This is a genomic window from Streptomyces sp. AN091965, from assembly GCF_022698285.1.
GTDB lineage: Bacteria > Actinomycetota > Actinomycetes > Streptomycetales > Streptomycetaceae > Streptomyces.
In genome coordinates, this window is the sequence record NZ_JALDMY010000001.1 from 9,135,298 (window position 1) to 9,157,536 (window position 22,239).

19 protein-coding genes are annotated in these 22,239 nt (G+C 72.6%); 17 read left to right on the forward strand and 2 right to left on the reverse strand.

Annotated elements, in window-relative coordinates; translation table 11 throughout:
* Nucleotides 1–44 precede the first annotated feature (44 nt).
* Nucleotides 45–422, reverse strand: a complete 378-nt coding sequence (locus MQV74_RS37645) for a hypothetical protein (protein ID WP_242727967.1) — start codon at nucleotides 420–422, stop codon at nucleotides 45–47.
* 64 nt (nucleotides 423–486) lie between these two features.
* Between MQV74_RS37645 and MQV74_RS37650 the strand changes: the two genes are divergently transcribed.
* From MQV74_RS37650 to MQV74_RS37705, 12 genes are all read left to right on the forward strand, one after another.
* Nucleotides 487–939, forward strand: coding sequence for a MarR family winged helix-turn-helix transcriptional regulator (locus MQV74_RS37650; RefSeq protein ID WP_242727968.1), 453 nt, complete (start codon nucleotides 487–489; stop codon nucleotides 937–939).
* Nucleotides 940–1,081: 142 nt separating this feature from the next.
* Nucleotides 1,082–1,594: a YbaK/EbsC family protein gene (locus MQV74_RS37655; RefSeq protein WP_242727969.1), complete on the forward strand. Its 513-nt coding sequence runs from the start codon at nucleotides 1,082–1,084 to the stop codon at nucleotides 1,592–1,594.
* Between the two features lie 127 nt (nucleotides 1,595–1,721).
* On the forward strand, nucleotides 1,722–2,987 hold the full coding sequence (locus tag MQV74_RS37660) for an ATP-grasp domain-containing protein (protein ID WP_242727970.1): 1,266 nt from the start codon (nucleotides 1,722–1,724) through the stop codon (nucleotides 2,985–2,987).
* A gap of 119 nt (nucleotides 2,988–3,106) precedes the next feature.
* Nucleotides 3,107–6,064, forward strand: a complete 2,958-nt coding sequence (locus MQV74_RS37665) for a helix-turn-helix transcriptional regulator (RefSeq protein WP_242727971.1) — start codon at nucleotides 3,107–3,109, stop codon at nucleotides 6,062–6,064.
* The gene (locus MQV74_RS37670) at nucleotides 6,061–7,284 is read left to right on the forward strand and encodes an MFS transporter (RefSeq protein WP_242727972.1); all 1,224 of its coding nucleotides are present in this window, start codon (nucleotides 6,061–6,063) and stop codon (nucleotides 7,282–7,284) included. The genes MQV74_RS37665 and MQV74_RS37670 overlap by 4 nt, the downstream gene beginning before the upstream one ends.
* 66 nt (nucleotides 7,285–7,350) lie before the next feature.
* Nucleotides 7,351–7,782, forward strand: a complete 432-nt coding sequence (locus MQV74_RS37675; RefSeq protein ID WP_242727973.1) for an S-adenosylmethionine decarboxylase family protein — start codon at nucleotides 7,351–7,353, stop codon at nucleotides 7,780–7,782.
* Nucleotides 7,783–7,809: 27 nt separating this feature from the next.
* On the forward strand, nucleotides 7,810–8,895 hold the full coding sequence (locus MQV74_RS37680) for a radical SAM protein (RefSeq protein WP_242727974.1): 1,086 nt from the start codon (nucleotides 7,810–7,812) through the stop codon (nucleotides 8,893–8,895).
* Nucleotides 8,843–10,264: a B12-binding domain-containing radical SAM protein gene (locus tag MQV74_RS37685; RefSeq protein WP_242727975.1), complete on the forward strand. Its 1,422-nt coding sequence runs from the start codon at nucleotides 8,843–8,845 to the stop codon at nucleotides 10,262–10,264. The genes MQV74_RS37680 and MQV74_RS37685 overlap by 53 nt, the downstream gene beginning before the upstream one ends.
* Nucleotides 10,261–10,971, forward strand: a complete 711-nt coding sequence (locus MQV74_RS37690) for an SDR family NAD(P)-dependent oxidoreductase (protein ID WP_242727976.1) — start codon at nucleotides 10,261–10,263, stop codon at nucleotides 10,969–10,971. The genes MQV74_RS37685 and MQV74_RS37690 overlap by 4 nt, the downstream gene beginning before the upstream one ends.
* On the forward strand, nucleotides 10,965–11,792 hold the full coding sequence (locus tag MQV74_RS37695) for an ABC transporter substrate-binding protein (RefSeq protein ID WP_242727977.1): 828 nt from the start codon (nucleotides 10,965–10,967) through the stop codon (nucleotides 11,790–11,792). The genes MQV74_RS37690 and MQV74_RS37695 overlap by 7 nt, the downstream gene beginning before the upstream one ends.
* Nucleotides 11,789–12,616 carry an amino acid ABC transporter permease gene (locus MQV74_RS37700; RefSeq protein ID WP_242727978.1) on the forward strand — a complete coding sequence of 276 codons (828 nt, stop codon included), beginning with the start codon at nucleotides 11,789–11,791 and terminating at the stop codon, nucleotides 12,614–12,616. The genes MQV74_RS37695 and MQV74_RS37700 overlap by 4 nt, the downstream gene beginning before the upstream one ends.
* The gene (locus MQV74_RS37705) at nucleotides 12,613–13,905 is read left to right on the forward strand and encodes a GNAT family N-acetyltransferase (RefSeq protein ID WP_242727979.1); all 1,293 of its coding nucleotides are present in this window, start codon (nucleotides 12,613–12,615) and stop codon (nucleotides 13,903–13,905) included. The genes MQV74_RS37700 and MQV74_RS37705 overlap by 4 nt, the downstream gene beginning before the upstream one ends.
* Nucleotides 13,906–13,964: 59 nt before the next feature.
* Here the strand turns inward: MQV74_RS37705 and MQV74_RS37710 are convergent, their stop codons facing one another.
* On the reverse strand, nucleotides 13,965–14,261 hold the full coding sequence (locus MQV74_RS37710) for a trypco2 family protein (protein WP_242727980.1): 297 nt from the start codon (nucleotides 14,259–14,261) through the stop codon (nucleotides 13,965–13,967).
* Nucleotides 14,262–14,339: 78 nt separating this feature from the next.
* Here MQV74_RS37710 and MQV74_RS37715 point away from each other — a divergent pair, with 78 nt between their 5' ends.
* The 5 genes from MQV74_RS37715 to MQV74_RS37735 are packed head-to-tail and all read left to right on the forward strand — an operon-like array spanning nucleotide 14,340 to nucleotide 22,162.
* Nucleotides 14,340–16,043, forward strand: a complete 1,704-nt coding sequence (locus MQV74_RS37715; protein WP_242727981.1) for a trypsin-like serine peptidase — start codon at nucleotides 14,340–14,342, stop codon at nucleotides 16,041–16,043.
* On the forward strand, nucleotides 16,040–18,442 hold the full coding sequence (locus MQV74_RS37720) for a serine/threonine-protein kinase (protein ID WP_242727982.1): 2,403 nt from the start codon (nucleotides 16,040–16,042) through the stop codon (nucleotides 18,440–18,442). Before MQV74_RS37715 ends, MQV74_RS37720 begins: the two co-directional genes overlap by 4 nt.
* Nucleotides 18,443–18,492: 50 nt before the next feature.
* On the forward strand, nucleotides 18,493–19,965 hold the full coding sequence (locus tag MQV74_RS37725) for a VWA domain-containing protein (RefSeq protein WP_242727983.1): 1,473 nt from the start codon (nucleotides 18,493–18,495) through the stop codon (nucleotides 19,963–19,965).
* A complete protein-coding gene (locus MQV74_RS37730; protein WP_242727984.1) occupies nucleotides 19,962–20,900 on the forward strand; it encodes a hypothetical protein in 939 nt (312 codons plus the stop codon). The genes MQV74_RS37725 and MQV74_RS37730 overlap by 4 nt, the downstream gene beginning before the upstream one ends.
* Nucleotides 20,897–22,162, forward strand: coding sequence for an extracellular solute-binding protein (locus MQV74_RS37735; RefSeq protein ID WP_242727985.1), 1,266 nt, complete (start codon nucleotides 20,897–20,899; stop codon nucleotides 22,160–22,162). The genes MQV74_RS37730 and MQV74_RS37735 overlap by 4 nt, the downstream gene beginning before the upstream one ends.
* The last annotated feature ends 77 nt before the right edge of the window (nucleotides 22,163–22,239 follow it).

Here is a 22,239-nt window from a genome sequence, read left to right on the forward strand (position 1 = left end):
CACGCTGCCCGGGCGCCCCTCGGATGCTCCCCGGCCCGAAGGTCTCAGGCGAGGCAGGCGCGGGCGCGGGCCCAGGTCTGTGCCGGGTCGAACGCGTCCGAGTGCCAGGTGGTGGAGGTCAGGGTGCCCCGGTCCCGGTACGCGCGCATGATCTCCACGTGCGGCCGCCAGGCGACGAACCGGTGGAGGGCGGCCTCGTCCCGCCAGACGGCCACGGCGCCGCAGCGACGGGCGAAGGGCCGCGCCCAGAGCCACATTCCGTAGGCCCCTTCCAGCTCCGGCCAGCCCCTCCCGAGCCGCCGGCCCGCGCGGTGGACGCCGGGCAGGTCCAGCGCCCGGTCGAGCCTGAAGTCCGTGACGCTGACCAGGGCGGGACCGTCCCGGCCGTGCTCGGGCCCGGGCGTCCAGGGGGACCTCACCATGTTCATAAGCATGCGCCTACGATCTGCGTAGGCGTACTATTTGTCAACGGGTACCGTCCCTGACATGAACGCCGCTCCCGGGGACGCGCCCCGCCCCGATCTCGCCGCCATGGTCGTCCCCTTGGGCCGCGCCCTCATGGCCGCCGAGCAGCCGGTCCTCGACGCGCACGGCCTGACGATGTGGGCGTACGCGGTCCTCTGTCACCTCGACGAGACGCCCCTGCGCACCCAGGCCGCACTGGCCGAGGCCATCCACGCCGACAAGACGCGGATCATCGCGGTACTCGACGACCTGGAGTCCCGCGAACTGCTGACCCGCCGCCCCGATCCCGAGGACCGCCGGGTGCGCCTGCTCACCCTCACCCCCGAGGGGCGCCGCCTCCGGGACACCGCCAGGGCCGCCGTCCAGGACGGCGAGGAGCGCCTGCTCGGACGGATTCCCGCCGCCGACCGGGAGGCGTTCCTCCGCAACCTGGACCTCCTCCACCGCGCGAGCCAGGGGCGTCCTGACCACTGAGGCAGGGCGCGTCGACACGGCTGCGCGCGGCGGCCAACTGGGCTGTTCCTCCCGGTGTGTTCACCATGAACGGACTGGAGAACGGTAGGGCTCCGGGGTAATCTGATCAGCTATCAGGTCGTGTGAAAGGAATGAATGGCCCATGGTGGACGGTCAGAAGTCAGCCGATGAGCAACCCACCGCCGACGACGTCCGGCAGCGCGTCGCGGAGGTGTTCGCCCGGTCCGGAGTCGACTTCTCGCCCCACGCGCATGAGGCCGTCCTGGACTACGAGACCGCCGCAGAGGTCAGGGAGCGCTTCCAGCTGACCGGTACGGAAACCAAGTCGCTGTTCCTGCGCGGCAAGAGCGGGCGCCACACGATGTTCGTCTCCGTCGAGGGGCAGCGGCTCGACACCGCCAGGGCGCGGGCGGCCCTGGGCGAGAAGTTCTCCATCGCCTCCGGGGACGAGCTGAAGGCCGTCACGGGCTGCGAGCCCGGCTGCGCGGTTCCCCTCGGCCTGCCGCCGCAGGTCACCCTGCTGATCGACAGCGCCATCGAGCACGAGCCGCGCCTGATCCTCTCGCCCGGCCCACCGACCGAGACCATCGAGGTCAGCGCGTCGGAGTGGGCGGCGCTCCTGTCCGAGACGGACAATCCCGTGGTGAAGTACTGAGCGCTGTCCGCCGAGCGCGGGGCCTTGTCCGTGCGGCACGGGCTCTGTTGCCGGTACCGAGGTCTCCGCGGGCTCCGGCCGCCCCGGGACCGCGACCCTGTCCGGGGCCGAGAAGAACGGGTACGTCATGAGCCAGCGCGTCGGCGCGATTGTGGACGCCCATTCCACCGGGCGCTATCTGCCAGCCGCTTTCCGGGAATTCGGCGTCGCGTGCGTGCATGTGCAGAGCACCCCCGAGATCCCGGAGTTCTTCCGGCGGGATTTCGAACCGTCCAGTTTCCAGGAACACCACGCACACACCGGCGCGGTCGCGGAGACGGCGGCCTGGCTGGCGGCACGGAACGTCGAGTTCGTGATCGCCGGTACGGAGAACGGCGTGGAGCTGGCGGACGCGCTCAGCGAGCGGCTGGGCCTGGCCACGAACGGCACGGCACAGAGCCGTGATCGCCGTGACAAGGGCCGCATGGCCGAGGCCCTGCGCCGAGCCGGGCTGCGCGCCGCGGTCGACCACCGGGCATCCGACCCGTCCGAGGCCGTCGCGTGGGCCGTCGCGCAGGACCAGTGGCCCGTCGTCGTCAAGCCGGTCGACAGCGCGGGCACCGAGAACGTGCACTTCTGCCACGACAGCGCGGCCGTCAGGTCCGCCGCGGAGAAGATTCTGGGCACGGTGAACCGCGTCGGCAGCGTCAACCGCCAACTGCTCGTACAGCAGTACCTCAAGGGCGAGCAGTACTACGTCAACACCGTCAGCGCCGACGGCGGACACTACGTCGCCGAGATCTGGTCCGACGAGACCAAGGAGATCGAGGGCGCGGCGGTGGTCTCCGACCGGGAGGACCTGCTCCCGCGCTCCGGCGAGCGGCAGGAGGCGATCGTCGCGTACGTACGCGACGTGCTGGACGCACTGGGCCTCAAGTGGGGCCCGGCACACACGGAGATCATGGTCACGGCGGCCGGTCCCGTCCTCATCGAGACCGCGGCGCGGCCGGTCGGCAGCATCCTGCCGGAAGCGGTGACCGCTGCGACGGGCGACAACCACGCCACCCTGACGGCCGAGTGCTACGCGGCCCCGGAGGAGTTCGCGCGCCGGATCCCGCTGCCGTACGCACTCAGGAAACAGGTGTCGATGATCTCCCTCATCGCCGACCGGTCCGGGTACGTGGAGAGCGCCGATGGCCTGTCGTTGCTCGACCGGCTGCCGTCGTACTGGGGCATCCTGAGCAAGATCAGCGAGGGCGCCGACGTGCGCCGTACCGTCGACATCCTTTCCTCCCCTGGGCATGTGTACCTCCTGCATGACTCCCAGCAGCAGATCATGCGCGACTACCTCCAGCTCCGAAGCTGGGAATCCAGTGGGCTCCTCTACCGCGTCGCTCCCCGCCCCGGCTGTTGACGCCGCGTCGACGGCCACCGCCGGCGCGGCGTTCCGACCGATGCGACCGGCCGACAGGGCGCTCACCCACCGAAAATCCGGATTGGTCCGTGACGCGGACGCATGGTCGGAGGGACCGCATGCGCAGGAAGAGCTCCGTAATGATCGGCCGGGACGCCTGCCTGAAAGGCCTCGTCCACCACTATGAACGTCTGGATGCCGACCGCCCCCGATTCCTGCTGATACGGGGCGAAGCCGGAATAGGGAAGAGCCGATTACTCGGGGAGTTCCTCGACATCGCGGAGCGGCGCGAGGGGATCCTGCTCCTGGGCGACTGCCTCTCGCTGCGGCTCTTCGGCGGCCCCTTCGCGCCCCTCATCCAAGCGCTGCGGCACCCGGTGATCCGGACCGGAACGACCCACCAGCGCGCCAGGATCGCACAGGACCTCCGGACGCTGACCGAGGCGCTCTCCTCCCTCGGCGCCCGGGCACCGGCCGCCGCCCGCCCCTCCGCGGCGCAGATCGCCGAACAGGTGCTCAGCACCCTGGCCCGGATCAGCCACGACGCCCCCGTCGTCCTCGCGATCGAGGACATCCACTGGGCCGACGCGGCCACCCGGGAACTGATCCAGTTCCTGCACCACAACCTCCAGCGGGCACGCGTCCTGCTGGTGCTCACGGACCGCACCGACGAGCCGTCCCCGCAGCCGACGCACCTCCACCTCGTCGCCGAACTCGTCCGCGCCGGTGCGGAGATCATCGAACTGGAGTCCCTTCAGGCCGACGACATCCGGCTGCTCCTCGCCTCGCGGGGCGGCAGCGAGGTGGCCGACGACGTGGCCCGGGAGATCCACCGGCGCTCCGGCGGCAACCCCCTGTACTGCGAGTTCCTCCAGGACGCGTGGAGCACCGGCGAGATCCTGCCCAACACCCTCAAGGACCTTCTGCTCGCCCGCACGTCCCGGGTCTCCGCCCGTGCGCGCACCCTGCTGGAACTCCTCGCGGTCGTCGGCCACCCCGCGTCCGAGGGCATGCTCGCCGCGCTGTGGGACGGCGGGGCGCTCGGGCCCGCCCTGCGGGAAGCGGTCACCGCGAAACTGCTGACCTCGCGCGACGGCGGCTACCGGTTCCGGCACTCCCTGATCAGCGAGGCGCTCCTCGACGAACTGCTGCCCGGCGACCTCGCGCGGCTGCACCGGCGCGTGGCCGAGGCCCTCACGACCCACTCGGCGCTCGCCGACGACAGCGGCCACCTGGTCGCCCTGCGCATCGCCAACCACTGGTACGCGGCGGGCGAGAAGGCCACCGCCCTGAGGGCCGCCGTCCACGCCGCCCTGCTGATCGACGTCTCCTCCCCGGCGGACGCGCTGCGCCTCTACGAACGGGCCCTGAGCCTCTCCGGCCACCTGCGGGAGTGGCCGGTGCCGCGGACCTGCCGCGCCGAGGTGCTCCGGCGCGCCGCGGAGTCCGCCTTCTCGTCGGGCGACGTCATCAAGGCCCGCACCCTGGTGCACCAGGCCCTGGGTGAGATCGCCGCGGGCCTGCCGGGCGCGCCTTCGCGGGCGCTCCTGTACGAGCACCTCGGCCGCTATCTGGAAGGCAGCAACGGCCAGGACTCGGGGCAGGAGTGCCGGGAGTGCTACGAGCGCGCCCTGAGCGAACTCGCCGCCTCCGACAGCCCCCGGACCTGGGCGCGGGTCCTGTGCTCCTGCGGCCTCTCCCGCGTCACGACCGGCTGCGCGGCCGACGGGATGGGCCTCCTTTCGCGCGCCCGCACCATCGCCGCACGCTCCGAGGACCTCCATCTGCAGGCCATCGTCGACATGAACCTCGCGGAGGCGACGAGCTGCGTCCGTGAACTGGAGACCTCCATCAAGTACGCCAGGAACGCGCGCGACGCGGCCTTCCGCATCGACTGCGCCGACGTCGCCCTGCGCACCTACTTCGTCGAGGCGCGCGCGGCGTATCTGGTGAGCGGGCGTCTGGCCGACTCCATCAGGATCCGCTCGGAAGGGCTCCGCTTCGCCGACCGGCACGGCCAGGCCTACTCCGGCGGAACGATGCTGCGCCTCGCGCTCGTCGAGGACCTGATCGAAGGCGGCGTCTGGGGCGAGGCCGCCGGGCTCACCCTGGACCGGCTGCCGAGCAACCCGAAGTCGATCCTGGAGACCGAGGAACACCTGGTCTCCTGCTTCCTCGCCGCCCACCGGGGACACCCCGTGGCCAGGGAGCGCGTGCCCGAGCTCCAGCGGCTGCTGCCGGTCGACAACCTGGTGCACGAGACCTACTTCCTGAGCCTGCTCATCCCCATCGCCTCGGCCCTGGGCCACCAGCAGGCCCTGGAGGAGCTGTCGGACCGCGTGCTCGAACTGGCCGCGCACCCCCTGCCGTCGCTCGGCGGCGGTCTGTTTCTCGTGCACGCGCTGGCGGCGGTCATCGAGGCGCACGGCGACCGCGCCGACGGCGAGGGCGGCTGCGGGCACAGCGTGCCGCGGCTGCTCGACGTCGCGGAGGAGACCTACACCCGGGCCCGGATCTCCGTGGTCGCCGAGGTGGAACTGACCGACGGCGTCATCGAGGTGTCCCGCGCCCAGGCCGAGCGGCACCGGGGCGTGCACCGCGCGGAGCACTGGTCGCGCGCCTGCGAGGTCTTCCGCCGCACGGGCGCCCGGGCCCGCCTCGCCCCGGCGCTGCTCGGCCAGGGCCGGGCGCTCCTCGCCCAGCACACGGAGTACCGCAGGGCACGTCAGCTCCTGGAGGCCGCGCACGGCCTCGCCGCCAGGATGGGCGCGGAGCCGCTGTGCCGACGGATAGCGGACGTCGCCGAGCACGCCGCACCCGGGCAGGGCGGGACGGCACCCCACCCGGCGGACCTCACGCCGCGCCAGGCCGAGGTGCTCCGGCTGATCGCCCACGGCCGGACCGACCGGGAGATCGCCGAAGAGCTGACGATCAGCACCCGCACGGCGAACTCGCACGTCGCGCACATCCTGGAGCGGCTCGGCGCCCGCAACCGCTCCGAGGCGGCCCTGCGCTACCACCAGACGCACCAGGCCGCCCCCGAGCCCGCCCCCGGCACGCGCGCGGTGGACGCATGAGCCGTCTTCCCCAGCTGCTTCCCCCACGCCCCGCCCTGCGGACCTACGCGCTGGTCACGCTCGTCGAATCCGCGGGCAACAGCCTCTTCATCGCGGGCAGCGCGATCTTCTTCATCCGCGTCGTCGGTCTGGGGGCGGCGCAGGTGGGCAGCGGCCTGACCCTGGCCGCGCTGCTCGGCGTCGCGACGGCGGTTCCCGGCGGACTCCTCGGCGACCGCTACGGCTACCGACGGGTCCTGCTGGTCTCCTACGCCGTGCGGATCCCGCTCTTCCTGTCCTATCTGCTGGTGGAGAGCTACGTCGGCTTCCTGCTGGTCGCCTGCGGCATCGGCCTCGCGGAGAACACCGGGCGCGCGGTACAGCCCGCGTACATCACGGTGCTCGCCGAGAAGGACGAGCGGATCTCGTTCATCGCCTACAGCAGGTCCGTGACGAACGTCGGCTGGGCCGTGGGCAGTCTGGCCGCGGGCGTCGCGCTCGCGCTGGACTCCCGCGCGGCCATCGAGGCGCTGGTCGTGGGAAACGCACTGGCCTTCGTCCTGGTGGTACTGCTCCTGACGCGCCTGCGGGCCGGACCGTCCCAGGTGGCCACGGACGCGGCCGGTTCGCTGACGGGCCTCGCTGGCGTGCTGCGCGACCGCTCCTACCTCACGCTGGCGCTGCTGGTCGGACTGCTCTCGGTGTGTTCGGAGTTCTTCACGGTCGGGCTGCCCCTGTGGATCGTCACGCGCACCGATGCGCCCTCGTGGACGCTGTCCCTCGTCCTGCTGCTCAGCACCCTCCTGGTGATCGCGCTCCAGGTGGCCGTCAGCCGTCGCACGGACACGCTGAAGGGGGCCGCGCGCGCCGGCCTGTACGCGGGCGTCGTCCTCTTCGGCGGCTGTCTCGTCATGCCGGTGTCCGCCGACGCGGGACCGGTCGCCGCGACCCTCGTCATCGTCCTCGGCGTCGTCCTGATCACCTTCGGCGAGCTGTACTCCGCCGCGTCGAGCTGGGGCCTGTCCTTCGCGCTGTCGGAAGAAGGCCACCACGGCGTGTACTTGGGCGTCTGGAGCTTCTCCACCCAGCTGATGCAGGCCCTGGCGCCGGTGGTGATGGGCGCCGTCCTGGTCGGCGGTGAGTACGCCGGGTGGCTCTCGTTCGGCGCGTTCTTCCTGGCGGCGGGCGTGCTCGTCGTGCTGGTGACCCGGCACGCGGACCGCGTCCACGAGCCCGTGTGAGGCCGGCGGCCGAGGATCGGTAATCCTACGGATGGCCGGGGCGAGAGGCATCAGTACCGTGCTGGTATGCCAGAAACGGAGTTCGGCTCGGTTTACGGGTCACACGTCATGCTGCGCGTGCGGCAGGTGGCGTGGCCCGATCAGCTCGACGATCCGCAGACGGTGGGCAACTTCCTGCGGGAGCTCGTCACGCGTATCGGCATGCGCATACTCGACGGGCCGCTCACCGCGTCCGAACAAGGGGACACGGCACACTACGGATACTCCAGCGTGGTCATTCTCCAGGAATCCCACGCGGCCATCCACACCTATCCGCGGTTGGGACAGTTCTTCCTGGACGTCTTCTCCTGCCGCCCCTTCGATACGCGGGTGGTCATCGGCACCTGCGCGGACTTCTTCGGAGGGTTCGAGATCGCCGAACAAGCCAAGCTCGACCGCGGCCTGCACTGGCCCGGTCCCGCGACGGAGCGCCTCACCGAGTGGACGGCCACGCGCTAGAGCGTCCGGCCGCCGAGGGGAACGAGAATGACGTCTCAGGTAGCGGACTACCGGTTCACATCTCATGGCTGGAACGCCCGGACACCGCGCCAGCAGGCGCGGGTGCACACCTACAAGGGCGCGTACGTGTCGATCACGTCGCTGTGCAACACCGACATCTGCACGTACTGCTACGCGCGCGATCAGAAGACCGAGCACCACACGATGCCGCTCACCCTGTTCAGCGAGGTCCTGGACATGCTCCAGGACGTCTCCGACTTCCCCGAGGTGTACCTCGTGGGCGGCGAGCCCACCATCGTCCCCGACCTGCCCGGATACATCGGGGAGATCGAGCGGCGCGGGTGGTCGACCACCGTCTACACCAACGGCGGGTTCAACGCCAAGCGCCGGGACGTGCTGCTGAACAGCCCCGCGGTCACCCGCATGAGCTTCCACTACGACGAGCTCCTCTTCGAGAGGTACGCCTGGCTCCGGCCGCGCTGGCGGGAGAATCTGGCAGCCATGGCGGAGACCTGCGAGACCTCGGTCATCGGCGTGATCGACGGGCCCGACTTCCCCTTCACCGAACTCGTCGACCTGGCAGCGGAGCACGGCGCCTCCTTCACCTGGATCTTCTCCACGCCGACGTCCGGCGGCACGCCCTTCCTCGGCCTGCACGCGATGCGGGAGCTGGGCCCCGCGGTCCAGCGCATGCTCCTGCACGCCGAGGAGCGAGGGGTGCAGACGTCACCGGACCTGCCGGTCCCGCTGTGCATCTTCGAGCCGGACTTCCTGGAGCGCTACGCCGAGAAGTTCGCCCTCGTGCGCCGCTGCAAGCCGTTCGCCTACTTCCACGTCGACGGCCGGGTCAGCTACTGCACCGCGATGCCCGTCTTCACCGCACCGCGGCCCCAGTCCGGCGCCGAACTCGCCACCGTGATCGAGGCGCACCGGGCCCAGGACGCCGAGCTGAAGCAGCGCCCCTCCTTCCCCGAGTGCGTGACCTGCGAGATGCACCTCAAGCAGAAGTGCCAGGGCGGCTGCATGACCTACAAGGTCTACCAGGAGGAGAAGCCGAACAATGTCGTCGCGGTCGATATCCTTCCTACAGCTCCCGCTGATTACCAAGCCTGAACCGTCTCCGGAGGAGAACGCGTACTACGCCGAGTACTGGCGGGTGATGGGGCGGATCTTCGACCGCGACTTCCCGCAGGGCGAGGCGTACACCATCCCGGAGCTCCCGCTGTGGGTGACCCGCCTCTCGGCGGTCGCCAGACGCCTCGACTGGACGCCCCGGCTCGTCGACTTCGCCTCGTACACCGGCCCGGAGCGGAACATCGACGTCGGCGACCTCGCCGGGCAGGTGCGGGCCACGGCGCCCTCCCTGGTGGCGATGTCCCCCTACACGGCCAACTACCAGCTGGCCGTGGCGCTCGCCCGCGGGATCAAGCGCCTCGCACCCCGCACCACGGTCGTCGTGGGCGGGCCGCACGTCAGCGAACTGCCGCAGGAGAGCCTCCGCGACGGCTTCGACTACGTCGTGGTGGGGCGCGGCGAGGCACCGCTCGCCCACCTGCTGTCCGAGCTGTCCGCCGGGCGCCGCCCGGGCAACGGCTATCCCGGCCTGCTCGTGCCGGGCCCGGGGGAGAGAACCGCGGAGCGGCGCGAACTGTTCCAGGACTACTGGACGATGGAGGCCGACTACGGCGTCCTGCCCCGCGGCTACCCCCTGCACTACGCCCGGATCTACGCCACCCTCGGCTGCCCCTACCGCTGCTCGTTCTGCGCCGACACGCTGTGGATCGGCATGAAGCCCTACCTCCAGGACACCGAGCGGCTGCGCCGGGAACTCACCAGGATGAAGGAGCGCTTCGACCCGGCCGTGCTCTTCGTGGGGGACGAGGTCTTCACCCTCAACCACGACCACTGCTCGGCCGTGATCGACCTGCTCGGCGAGGTGGGCATCCCGTGGTTCTGCCAGACCAGAGCCAACCTGCTGGTGCGCGACTCCGATCGCAAGCTCCTCGCGAAGATGCCGGACGCGGGCTGCCGCCTCATCAACATCGGCGCGGAGAGCACCGACTCCGAGGTCATCCAGAACCTTCAGAAGCGCATCACGGCGGACCAGCTGCACGCCGCCTGCGAACGGGCCAAGGAGCACGACCTCGCGGTCCTGACCTACTGGATGGTGGGGGCCCCGGGGGAGTCGCGCCGGTCCGCCGACGCGACCCTCGACGACATGGTCGGGCTGCTCGACGCGGGCCTGACGGACCTCGTGGACTACTTCATCTGCACGCCCTACCCGGGAACCTCCATCTACCGCGACCCCGGCAAGTACAACGTCACCATCGAGCCCAAGCCCTGGCGGCTGTGGCGCGAGGACATCCCCTCGGTGATGAGCACGGTCGAGCTGCCCGCCGCCGAGATCTACGACCTGTGGCTGGCCGGGCTGCGCCGGATCACGAGCGTCATGCGGGCCGAGAGCATGCAGTCGGCCCCGTGAGGCGGACGGTCCTGGTGCTGGGGGGAACGGGAGTGCTCGGGGCGGCGCTGTGCGCGCGGTTCTCGGACCTCGGGGACGAGGTGATCGCCACGGCCCGCGCCCGGTCGCGGTGGCGCGCCGGATCCGCTCCGGGCGCCGCCCTCGTTCCCCTGGACGTGACCGACGAGGACGCCTGGCCCGCCGCCCTGCGGGCCGTGGGGCCCGAGCGCCTGGGCCTCGTGGTGGACGCGATCGGCGCGTACACCCCTGCCCCGCTGCACACCGACAAGAGCGAGGCCGAGCGCGTGCTGTGGGTGAACTCCCTCGCGCGCGGACGCCTGCTGGACCTGATGGTGGCGCGGCTCCCGCCGGGCAGCGGCGTCGTCCGCGTCGACAGCTCGCTCGGGGACTTTCCGTCGCGCACCGGCGCCCTGGTGTCGGCGGCGAAGGCGGCGGACCGGGTCATGTCGTTCGCGCTCGCGGACACCTGCCGACGCCGTGGCGTGTCGTTCGGCTCGCTGGTCCTCACCGCGGTGGGCGAGTCCCTCGACGCCCGTCAACGTGCGCTGTTCGTAAGACGGTTCGGATACGAGCCGCCCTGCGCGGCAGACGTCGCCGAGGCGGTGTCGGGCCTCGCGGCCCTGTCCAGGATCGCACCGGGAAGCACCCGTCTGTGGTTCCCGTGGCACGGCATCGGCGGCGATCCGCTGGAGGAGGACCCGTGCTGAGGCGTTGGTCGACGCTGCTGTGCGCGGGCGTCCTGGTGGTGGGGTGCGGCAGTGTGGTGGGGTGTGGCAGCGCGCGCGGCGAGGTCGTGGCCGGAGTTCCGCTGGTCGCCGCCGGGCGTCTCACCACCTGCACCAATTTGCCCTACCCTCCGTTCGAGTACGAGAAGGACCGGCGCGTCGTCGGCTTCGACATCGACATCACGGGCCTGGTGGCGAAGCGGCTCGGGGTGCGGCAGCGCGTCGTCGACTTCCCCTTCGAAGTGCTCAAGACCGGGACGGTGCTCAACGCCGAGCGGTGCGACATCGTCGCGGCGGCCCTGGCGGTCACCCGGGACCGCGAGCGCTATGTCGACTTCTCGGCGCCGTACTTCCGCGCGGTGCTGTGCGTGGTGGTCCACCGCGGCACCCGGGTGAGCTCCCTGGCCGACGTGCGCCACCGGCAGCTGCGCGTCGGCGTGCAGTCCGGTACGACCGGGGCCGATCACACCCTCGCGGCGGGCATCGACCCGCGCGCGTACGCCACGGTCGACGGGCAGCTCGACGCCCTGCGCTCCGGCCGGGTGGAGGTCCTCGTCCAGGACTGCCCCGCGGTGTCCACCTGGCTGAAGGACCCCCGGCACGCCACCGCCTTCACCACGGCCCTGACCATCGACGCCGAGCAGGACTACGCGTTCGCCGTCCGCCAGGGTGGGCGCCCCGGGCTGCGGCGGCTGATCGACGAGGTGATCGCCGCGGCCCGGCGCGACGGCACGTACGAACGCCTCTACCGGAAGTGGATCGGTGTGCCCCCGGCCCGGGCTGCCTCCCCGGAGGCCGCATGACGGCCTCGAAAGCGGTGGCGGCCGAGCTGCCCGTCCGGCGGCGGCGCGGACTGCTCCTTGCCGCGCAGTACCTCGCGCTCGCCGTCGCGGTCTTCGCCGTCGTGCTCGCGGCCGACTGGTCCGGCCTTCAGCACAACTTCGCGGAACCGCACATCGCCAGGGCGATGTTCCCGGACCTCGTGGTCGTCGGGCTGCGCAACACCGTGCTCTACACGGCGACGGGGTACGGGATCGGATTCGCGCTGGGCCTCGGCGTCGCGCTGTTGCGGACCTCCAGAGTGGCGCCGTACCGCTGGCTCGCCGCCGTGTACGTCGAGGTCTTCCGCGGTCTGCCCGCGCTGCTGGTCTTCGCGTTCATCGGAGTGGGCCTGCCGTTGGCGTTCCCCGGGTTCGCCGTCCCGGGCGGTGTGATCGGGCAGGCAGGCCTCGCGCTCGGCCTGGTGTCGAGCGCGTACCTGGCGGAGACGTTCCGGGCCGGGATCGCCGCGGTGCCCCGCAGCCAGGTCGAGGCGGCCCTCTCGCTGGGGATGTCCGACCGGCAGGCGATGACCGCGGTGGTCCTGCCGCAGGCGCTGCGCACGATGGTGCCGCCCCTCACCAACGAACTGGTGGCGGCGTTCAAGGACTCGTCCCTGGTGCTGTTCCTCGGGGTGAGCCTGGACCAGCGCGATCTGGCGAAGTTCGGCCAGGACGCGGCGGGAACGCAGAGCAACAGCACGCCGATCATCGCGGCCGGCTGCTGCTATCTGCTGGTGACGGTGCCGCTGGCCTTCCTGGTGCGGCGCCTCGAAGCACGACGCGGAAAGGGCGGGGGACACCCATGACGGACCACCCGCGTACGGGCCTTGGAAGGGAGTCGGCCCCGCCCGCCCCGGCACCACCTGCTCCGGCTCCCGCGCTGGACCCCGGCACGGACCTCCTGCCGTCGGTCGAGGCGTGCGACGCCGCCGAGTGGGCGCGGCTCGGACGAGGCCGGAGCCTGTACGTCAGCCGCCCGTACCTCGCGTATGCCGAGCGGTGCCACCAGGACGAGGCCGCGTACGTCGTCTGCCGGGCCCAAGGGCGTGTGGTGGCCGCGCTCCCGGCCTACGACTGCGCCTGGCCGGACGCCGAGCTCGACGCCTACGACTACCAGGACCAGTACGGCGGCCTGTCCGCCCTGGCCGGGGTGGACAGGGCCCTCTGGTACCCGGGCATGCTCGGCGGCACCCGCAGCGGATACGTGACCGACCCGCTCCTCGACCCCGCCCTCGGCGAGCCCCGGCAGCGCGAGGCGACACGGCGCCTGCTGCGCGGCTTCCGCGAACTCGCCGCCGCCCGGGGCGCCCGCAGCGCCGCCCTGCTCTATCTGACCTCGGACGCCGCGAGGACCGTGTCCGCCTCTTTGACGGAGGAAGAGGCACGCGACGACGAGCGGGCACCGCTGCTCCTCTCGCCGTTCGGCGTCGACACCTGGCTGCCAGTGGAGTTCGCGACATTCGAGGACTACGTACGACATCTGTCCTCGAAGCGGCGCCACGCGGTCCGGCGCGAGATCGCGGCCTTCCGCGCGCAGGACAGACGGGTGGAGGTGATCCGGCTCGGCGAGTGCCACGAGGCACTGGGGCCGCTCCTGGCGAACGTCCAGCGCAAGTACGGCCACCAGAGCACCGCGGCCCGGATGACCGACCTCCTCGATCAGTACACCCGCGTGCTCGACGACGAGAGCCGTGTCTTCCTGTGCCGGGGACCGGACGGCGACCTCCTCGGCTACGCCCTGTACTTCGCGTGGGAAGGGGTCCTGTACGCGCGGAACGTCGGGTTCGACTACGAGCGGCTGTCCGGCGACGACGGCACGTACTTCAACCTCCTCTTCTACGAGCCCATCGCCTTCGCCATCCGACACGGCTACCGGGCCGTGCACTTCGGCATGGGCTCCCGCGCCAAGGCGGCACGCGGTGCCCTGATCCGGCCCTTGTGGTCCCTTCTCCTTCCCCCCGAGGGCACGCGGGTCCCCTCACGGGGGGAGGCGGACGCGTGGAACGCGGCCCGGCGCGATCAGTGGGCGCAGGAGTACCGGGGGTTCGGCGCGCAGTTGCCGGACGCGGAGTGGGGTCGGACCGGCGGGCTCTAAGGTCCGCCGTCAAGAGGTGGTGCGGTGGTGGCGTGCGGCGTCGTCGTGAACCGGCAGACCTAGTCCCGGCTCACACTCACCCGCCCCCCGCTCGCCAGCTCCGGTGTCAGGTCGACCTGGATCTGATGGGTGGCCTGCCGGTCGACGCTGCCGCTGAGTTCGGCCGTCACCACGCCGATCCGGATCCCACCACGTCCCGTTCCGGCGCGGTGGACCTGGACGGTGAAGGTGAGGCTCACGTTCTCCACGGCGAAGCTCAGGTCCTGGCCCTGGCTCTCCAGGCGGGCCGCCGCCAGCTCGCCCCTGATCTGACGGATCACCTCGGCCAGTCCCACGAACCCCGGTTCGTTCGACAACTCGCCTCCTCAGAAAGGCCGTTGATCTCGTATTGCGTCAGTATGCGACGGGGGCGGGCGCCCGTATAGTTGCGGAGTATGGCTGCTGGCGGGGGAGTCCGAGCCGCCTCGTCGATGGAGACGCCGAGCTGGGCCGTGCGGATCCGCGGCGCTGACGGGGAGATCGCGGGGGCCGGCATTCTGCTGAGCCCCGACCAGGTCCTCACCTGCGCCCATGTGGTGGACCGGGCGGCGGCCCGGGTCACCGCGGAGTTCGTGGGCGCCGTCGACCATCGCGTGCCCGCGGTCGCCGCCCGGGTGGACGGGGACGCGTACGTACCGGAGACACGGGACGCGGACGGCGACCCCTGCGGGGACGTCGCGCTGTTGCGGCTGGAGCGGCCCCGGCCCGTGGGGGAGGAGGTCCGGCTGCACCGGCTGTCCGCGCCGGGCCGCGAGGTGCGGATGTACGGCTTCCCCTACGACCACAACGGCGGCATCTGGTTCCGCGCCACCGTCGTCGGCAGCTGCGGACGCGACGGGCAGGTGCAGCTCAGCCCCACCAGCCCCGGCGAACTGGCCAGCCCCGGCTGCAGCGGCGCGGGCGTCGCCGACAGTGCCACCGGCGAGGTCATCGGCATGGTGCTCACCGGGCAGAAGGACACACACGGCAACCGGTTCTCGTTCATGAGCCCCGCCGAGACCATCGTCCGGCACCTGCCCCAGGTCGAGCCGTTCCTGGAGGGGCCCACCGCCGTCGACGACCGACTGCGCTCCACCGAGGACGACGCCGCGGAGGCCCTGCTCGACGAGCCGTTCGCCCAGCGCCTCGCCGCCTGGCTCCGGGACGACGGCCGACAGGTGAAGATCAGCGTCGTCCGGCACGACGACGCCGCCCGCGGCGCCACGCTGCGCCGCGCCATCACCCTCGCCGACCGGGAGTTGCGCACCGCGGCCTCCGTCGGCCGGGCCTCGCTGGACCCGCCGGACACCGTCCCGTCGGCGGGCGGCCACGACCTCGCCGTGCACGCCGGCGGGCTCACCTCCGCGGAGATCGCCGAGCGGATCGCCGCACGCATGGGCCTGTGGCCGCGGCACGGGGACTCGGCCCTCGACCGGATCCGCGCCGCGAGGGTCACCCTCAACCTGGTCGTCGTCGGCGTCGACGAGGCGCTCGACCCGCCCGCACTCCTCGACCTCCTCGACGTGCTGCGCGCCGGGGGCAGCAGGCTGCTCCTCGTCTTCCGCACGGCGGGCAGCTGCTGTCACCGCGCCCGCCGCGAACTCCTCGTGCGACCCGCGCGCGAGCGCGGGGAACGGCTCGTGGCGCGGCTGAGAGAGATCACCGGGCCGCTCGCCGGGACCCTCAGTGAACGCCGTGCGGCCGTGGTGCCGCACGGCGTTCCGCCCGTCGACTCGGACCTGGTCGCCGCCCATGCCGCCCTCGCGGATGTGCTCCGGACGGCAGGCCGCGACCACGGCCCGGACCTGGCCCGCTACGAGCGCCTCGCGGAACGCGTCGCCGCCCGCCTCACCCGCCACATCGCCCGGCTCGACCTCCTGAGCGACCGCCGCGACGAACTCGGCGGCCGCCTGCGCAGCTACCACGTCCTGCGGCAGCACTCCACCCGAGGTGAGGAGGACCCGGCGGTGGACGCTCTCTATCTCCGGGCACACGACCTGCTCCAGGCCCGCCCCTGCGACGTCCACGCGGCCGAGGCGGCAGTCGACGCCTACACCCACCACGTCGACACCCACCACACCCACCACAGCCGCCCCGGCCGGAAGAGAGGCCCGGCGTGAGCGGCACCGCCTGCGCCAGAGCCGACTGCCAGGGCGGCTGGATCATGGTGACCGGGTTCTGCGACACCTGCCTCCGGCGGGCCGTCACCCCCGACCCTCCGGCGCCGCACGCGTCGGCGCCGGACGGACCGGGCCCGGACGCGCGAGAGACCGGGGCACCGACCGGCACCGGCGAGCGCGCGGGGCGCCCCGCCGGACCGGCCACCGGTGAACTGGACCGCGACGGACTGCTGGTGCTGCCCCATCTCCCCTCCCCGGAGCCCTCGGAGGCCGCCGACATCACGGCCCGGCCGCCCACCGGGGGCCGACGCTGCGGATCCGACAACTGCCCGGGCACGATCGGGGTCTCCTACGACGACGACCTGCCACCGGACCACGGCTTCTGCCCGGAGTGCGGCACGGAGTACTCCTTCCGCCCGAAACTGCGCCCCGGCGACCAGATCGCCGGGCACTACGAGGTGCTCGGCTATCTCGCCGTCGGCGGCCACGGCTGGGTCTACCTCGCCGAGGACACTCGTGTCCCCGGCCTGCACGTCGTCCTCAAAGGCCTGATCAACACCGGGGACGCCGTGGCCCGGCGGGCCGCCGTCGAGGAACGCCGCTCGCTCACCACGCTGCACCACCGGGACATCGTCCGGATCGTGACGTACGTGCAGCACCAGGCGCCCGGCGACACCGATCCGACCGGCTACATCGTGATGGAGTACGTCGGAGGCCGCTCCCTCGCCTGGATCCGGTTCGCCCCGGACGAGGCCCTGGCCCGGCTCTTCGGGCCCGGGGGCTTCGAGTTCGGGCACGTCATCGCGTACGGCTGCAAGATCCTCGGCGCCTTGGAGTACTTGCACGACCAGGGCCTGCTCTACTGCGACATGAAGCCCGAGAACGTCATCCACTACGGCCGCGAGATCAAGGTCATCGACCTCGGCGCCATCCGCCGGATCGACGACCGCTCCTCCGGTCTGGTGTACACCCTCGGCTACGCCCCGCCGAAGAAGGAACGCGACGAACGCGGCCTCCACGTCGACAGCGACCTGTACGCCGTCGGCCGCACCCTGAAGGTCCTCGCCGAGCGGGCAGGGCCGCCCGCAGGCCTTGCCGCCCGCTCCTTCGACGCGCTGATCCGGCGCGCCACCCGCCCCGAACCCGCCGCCCGCTTCCGCTCGGCCGCCGAGATGTCCCGCCAGCTGTGGGAGGTGCTGCGCGAGCACCAGGCCCTGAGCGGCCACGAGCCGTACCCGGAGCGGTCCACCCGGTTCGAGCCGACCGCCGCGCTCTTCGGCGCCGCCCTCGGCACGGTCCCCGCCCTCGCCCACTTCACCGACCGCCCCGGCACCGCCCCAGGGCTGCCCGTCGGTGCCCCCGACCCCCGGGAGACCGCCCGCGCCCTGCCCGTGCCCCTGCCCGACGCCGGTGACGCCGCCGCCGTACTGCTCGGGGGACTCGCCGCCGACACCCCCGACCGCATCGCCGAGCGGGCGGAGAGCGACCCGGCGCTGCGCACCGCGGAGACCGCGCTGTGGCTGTGCCGCGCCTATCTGGAGGCGGGCGACGCCGGCCGGGCCGCGGCGTGGCTGCGCATCGCCGAGGAGCGCGTCGGCGACTACGACTGGCGGATCTTCTGGCACCAGGGCCTCATTCATCTGACGCGAGGTCAAGTAGAGGCGGCAGAGGGTGAGTTCGTTGCCGTCTACACCGCCCTGCCGGGCGAGATCGCGCCGAAGCTGGCGCTCGGGTACTGCGCCGAGTACCTGGCCGAGCAGGAGCTCACGGCACCCGAAGCCGGGGCGGCCCGGGACGGGACCCGGCGCGACGTGAAGCAACGGGCCCGGCGCGCCGAGGCCCGCGCACGACAGGCCGAGGAGTACTACGAGGCCGTACGGCGCCGGGACCCCGCCCAAGGCAGCGCTGCCTTCGGGCTGGCCCGCGTCCGGCTGCGCCGCGGCGACCGGCACCGGGCCGTCGCCGTCCTGGACGAGGTGCCGACCACCTCACGGCACTACGACGCCGCGCGCGTGGCCGCGGTCCGGGTGCTCGCCGGTCGGCTGCCCGGGGGATCCGTGCCCGGCGCCGCCGAGTTGCGCGAGGCGGCCGAACGGCTCGTGGGGCTGCACCTGGACGGCAGCGGCTCCTGGGACCGCCTGGTCACCGAGGCGAGGGAGTACGCGCTCGGCTGCCGCCCGCCCGACGGCTGGGGGAGCGGCTTCCCCACCGGCGAGCTGTTCGGCCCGGCGGACACCGAGTCGGCCCTTGCCGGGCTCCTCTCCCGGTCGCTGAAGCGGCTCGCGGACCAGGCGGGCAGCGTCGGCGAGCGCGGCGACCTGCTTGACCGGGCCTACGCGGTGCTCCCCGAACCTGCCACCGTCCGCGAGCTGCTGCGGGGCAGACGGCGTACGGCGTGAGCGAGCGGCGGCGAAGGCGACCGACGACGAGGTCGAGGAGGCGCACGGACATGGTGGAGACAGGAGCGCCGAGGGCGGGCGGGACGGCCGGGCAGGTCACCGTCGGCCTTGAGGTCAGCCAGTGGAAGTACCTCTCCGGCGAGGCCAGCGACCCGCAGATGCACGCCGTCCTCAGCGTGCGTGTGGACGGCGCCGAAGGCGGCGGCCCGGTGCTCGCGCAGGTCCTCGCCCTGGACTGCTCCGGCTCGATGACCTGGCCGCCGGAGAAGCTGCACGCCGCCCAGGAGGCGGCCGTCGCCGCGATCCGTGAACTGCCCGACGGCACGCCGTTCGCGGTGGTGCGGGGCAACGAGCAGGGGACCATGGCCTACCCCGGCACCGCGACCATGGCCCGCGCCTCGTACGAGACCCGGGAGCGGGCGGAGCGCGTGGTGCACGGCCTCGTCGCGGGCGGCGGCACCTGCATCGGCGCCTGGCTGGACCTCGCCCGTCGGCTGCTGACCGAGCAGGGCGCCCCCGTCGGGCACGTCCTGCTGCTCACCGACGGGAAGAACGAGCACGACGAGCAGATGCCGCTGGCAGGCGTTCTGGAGGAGTGCGCGGGCCGGTTCGTCTGTGACGCGTGGGGGATCGGCGACGGCTGGGACGCCCGGGAGCTGCTCGCCATCACCCGTCGGCTGCACGGCTCCGCCTCCTCGGTGCGCGAGGAGGAGGCCCTGCCTGCGGAGTACGAGAAGCTGGTGAGCCGTCTCCTCACCAAGACGGTCCCCGAGCTGGCGATCTCGGTGACGCCGATGCCCGGGGCCGAGGTGCGCTACCTCAAGCAGGTCTTCCCGGCCGAGGCGGAGCTGACCCCCGAGGACGGGACCGAACGGTTCGTCACCCGCGCCTGGGGCGACGAGACCCGCCGCTACCAGCTGTGCCTGTTCGCCGACCCGGCCGGCCGCCCGCGCCGCGAGGACCTCCAGCTCGCCGTCGTCGCCGTCGACGTGCCCGGAGCCGAGGAGCCACGGCTGCCGGAGCCGCAGCCCTGCCTGGTGCACTGGACCGACAACCCGGCCCTGTCCCGGCACACCGACGCCCAGGTCGAGCACTTCGAGCAGCACCAGCGGCTCGGCGAGGCCGTCGCCGCCGCGACCGACGCCCACCGCCGCGGCGAACGCGACCTCGCCGAGCACCAGTTGGGCCGGGCGGCGCAGCTGGCCCGGGCGATGGGCGCCGACGAGCAGCTGGACCGCCTCGCCCGGCTGGTGCGGATCGACGACGCGAGCGCCGGGCGGGTCACCCTGCGCCCCGATGTCACGGCCGTCGACTTCGAGCACCTGATCGCCGCCAGCAGCCACAGCAGCTACGGCCCCGCGTCCGGCACCGGCGCCGGCGGGGGCACGGGCCCCGGCGGCGGCAGCGCGGCCGCTGCGGGGTCGGGCAGGGCCACCGTGCCCTGCCCGGTCTGCTCCCACAAGGCACCGGCGGCGGCCCGGTTCTGCCCCTCCTGCGGCCACTCCTTCGAGGCCCTGCCGTGAGCACCACCGGCCGGGACCTGACCCGAAGACTCAGGCTGCTCCTCGCCCTCGGGGCCGCCACCACCGTCGTGCTGTTCCTCGCCTACCGGGGCGTGCACGACGACACCGTGCCGCTGTCCTCGTCGAGCACCCCGGGGATACTGGCCGTCGACACCGCGCAGAGCGCGATGCGCAAGGCCCACGAGGTGGTCCGTGACAGCGGGGCGGAGGGCGACAAGAGCGGCGAGTTCCAGACTCAGATCTCGGTCGCCCACCAGAGCCTCGCGCTCGCCGCCTCGGAGAACGTCACCGGCCTGGAGGGCCGCCAGGACCTGCAGACCGTCACCGGTCTGATCGCCGTCTACTCCGGCTGGGTGGAGCGCCGGGGCCAGGAGCCGGAAGGCTCCCCGCTGCGCGCTCCCTACCTGTTCTACGCCGAACAGGTGCTCGGCCTCCGGGCCGAGCCCGGCTCCGACGGAAACATCACGAGCCGCCTCGACGCCCTGCGCGACCGACAGCTCGACGAGGCCGGACAGCAGGCGGCCTTCCCGTGGCAGCTGTGGCTCGGCTGGAGCGCGGTCGCCGTGCTGTACGTGGCGCTGTGCGCCGCGCTGTTCGAGGCCCAGTGGTACGTACGGCGTCGCTTCCGGCGGCCGGTTCAGGTGCGGCTGCTCGCCGCGACCGTCGTGTGCGCGGCCGGCGTACCGCTCCTTGCGTGGGTCACCGTCGAGGCGCATGGCGCGATGACCGACTCCGTCGCGGGGATCCGCGTGCCGAAGGACGACCCGGACGACATCCCGAGGGTCGCGGAGCAGGTGCAGGACGCGATGACGCACGCCGGGCTCTGGGCGTCGCTGTCCGACTGGGTGCTGGTGGGAGGGGCCGTGGTGATGGCGTTGACGGCGTGGGGGCTGTGGCCGCGGATCGCCGAGTACCGGTTCAGGGCACCGCGATGAGGGCCGGGAAGAGGACCGGGACGAGCGCAGGGAAGAGGACCGGGGCGAGCGCCGCGCCGCGCCGTCCGCGGCGCCGCACCCTCGCCGTCTTCGCCGTCTGTCTGGTCCTGCTCGGCGCGGGCGTGGTCGCCGGGGTGCGCTGGGCACGGGAGGCGACGGGCTCGGTCACCCTGCTCGCCAACTGGAGCGGCGCGGAGCGCGAGCACTTCGAGGAGAAGGTCATCGAGCCGTTCGAGGACACGTACCGGATCGACGTCGTCTACCAGGGCAGTTCCGCGCTGAGCCAGGTCCTTGCCGCTGACATGGCGGCCGGGAACCCCCCTGACGTGGCGATCCTGCCGGGGCCGGGCGAGCTGCTGTCCTACGCGGCCGACGGCAGGCTCCAGTCCTTGGACGGCCTGTTCGACCCCCGGCAGTACGACCGCATCTGGGCGCCCGAGGTGACGATCCCCGGCCGGGGCAGCCACACCTACTGGCTCCCCGTCAAGACCGGCCTCAAGAGCATGGTGTGGTACGCGGGCGACCGGCCCGACGCCCGCTCGGCGGGCACCCCCGCACGGTGGTGCCTGGGCATGGAGTCCGGCGCGACCTCCGGCTGGCCGGGCACCGACTGGGTGGAGGACATCCTGCTCCAGCAGGCCGGGCCCCGGGTGTACGAGGACTGGGCGAACGGCGAACTCCCCTGGACCGACGGAGCCGTACGCAAGGCCTGGACCACCTTCGGCGAACTGGTCGGCGCCGGCCGGAACCGCCGTGTCGAGCAGGCCCTGACCACCGGCTTCGGCGCGGACTGCGGGCCCGGCCGCCTGGAGCACCAGGGCTCCTTCCGCGCCGCCCACTGGCGGCGGGCGGGCGGCGACTACGTCCACTCCGCCCAGATCGTCCCCGGCGCGCGCCCGGACGCGGGGGCCTGGGAGGTGTCCGGCGACCTCGCGACCCTGCTGGGCCGCTCGCCGGAGGCCGAACAGTTCATCCGCTACCTGGCCGACCCCGACACGGCGCTGCCGGAGTACACCGCCAACAAGGGGGCCGCACCGGACGGTGGACAGGACAGCACGGCGCGGGAGATCGGAGAGCACCTGCGCACACCGCGAGAGCCCCGCTGCTGGGACGCCTCCGACCTCATGCCCCGCACCACCCGTGACGCCTTCCACCAGGCGGTCCTGCGCTTCCTCGTCGCCCCGAGGCAACTGGACGCCCGCCTGACGGAACTGGAGGCGGCACGCGCCGTGCAGGACCTGCCGGTGTGCGGCGGCGGGTGAACCGCCCTTCCGCAGCCGCGTGCCGCCGGGGCGGTGGACGGTTCGCGTCATCGCTCTTCCCCCTTACTGGAACACGT

What these genes read in the sequence shown, in the direction of transcription:
- MQV74_RS37645 (WP_242727967.1), bottom strand. Translation starts at nt 422, where the DNA reads ATGGTGAGGTCCCCCTGGACGCCCGGGCCCGAGCACGGCCGGGACGGT.
- MQV74_RS37650 (WP_242727968.1), top strand. Translation starts at nt 487, where the DNA reads ATGAACGCCGCTCCCGGGGACGCGCCCCGCCCCGATCTCGCCGCCATG.
- MQV74_RS37655 (WP_242727969.1), top strand. Translation starts at nt 1,082, where the DNA reads ATGGTGGACGGTCAGAAGTCAGCCGATGAGCAACCCACCGCCGACGAC.
- MQV74_RS37660 (WP_242727970.1), top strand. Translation starts at nt 1,722, where the DNA reads ATGAGCCAGCGCGTCGGCGCGATTGTGGACGCCCATTCCACCGGGCGC.
- MQV74_RS37665 (WP_242727971.1), top strand. Translation starts at nt 3,107, where the DNA reads ATGCGCAGGAAGAGCTCCGTAATGATCGGCCGGGACGCCTGCCTGAAA.
- MQV74_RS37670 (WP_242727972.1), top strand. Translation starts at nt 6,061, where the DNA reads ATGAGCCGTCTTCCCCAGCTGCTTCCCCCACGCCCCGCCCTGCGGACC.
- MQV74_RS37675 (WP_242727973.1), top strand. Translation starts at nt 7,351, where the DNA reads ATGCCAGAAACGGAGTTCGGCTCGGTTTACGGGTCACACGTCATGCTG.
- MQV74_RS37680 (WP_242727974.1), top strand. Translation starts at nt 7,810, where the DNA reads ATGACGTCTCAGGTAGCGGACTACCGGTTCACATCTCATGGCTGGAAC.
- MQV74_RS37685 (WP_242727975.1), top strand. Translation starts at nt 8,843, where the DNA reads ATGTCGTCGCGGTCGATATCCTTCCTACAGCTCCCGCTGATTACCAAG.
- MQV74_RS37700 (WP_242727978.1), top strand. Translation starts at nt 11,789, where the DNA reads ATGACGGCCTCGAAAGCGGTGGCGGCCGAGCTGCCCGTCCGGCGGCGG.
- MQV74_RS37705 (WP_242727979.1), top strand. Translation starts at nt 12,613, where the DNA reads ATGACGGACCACCCGCGTACGGGCCTTGGAAGGGAGTCGGCCCCGCCC.
- MQV74_RS37715 (WP_242727981.1), top strand. Translation starts at nt 14,340, where the DNA reads ATGGCTGCTGGCGGGGGAGTCCGAGCCGCCTCGTCGATGGAGACGCCG.
- MQV74_RS37725 (WP_242727983.1), top strand. Translation starts at nt 18,493, where the DNA reads ATGGTGGAGACAGGAGCGCCGAGGGCGGGCGGGACGGCCGGGCAGGTC.
- MQV74_RS37735 (WP_242727985.1), top strand. Translation starts at nt 20,897, where the DNA reads ATGAGGGCCGGGAAGAGGACCGGGACGAGCGCAGGGAAGAGGACCGGG.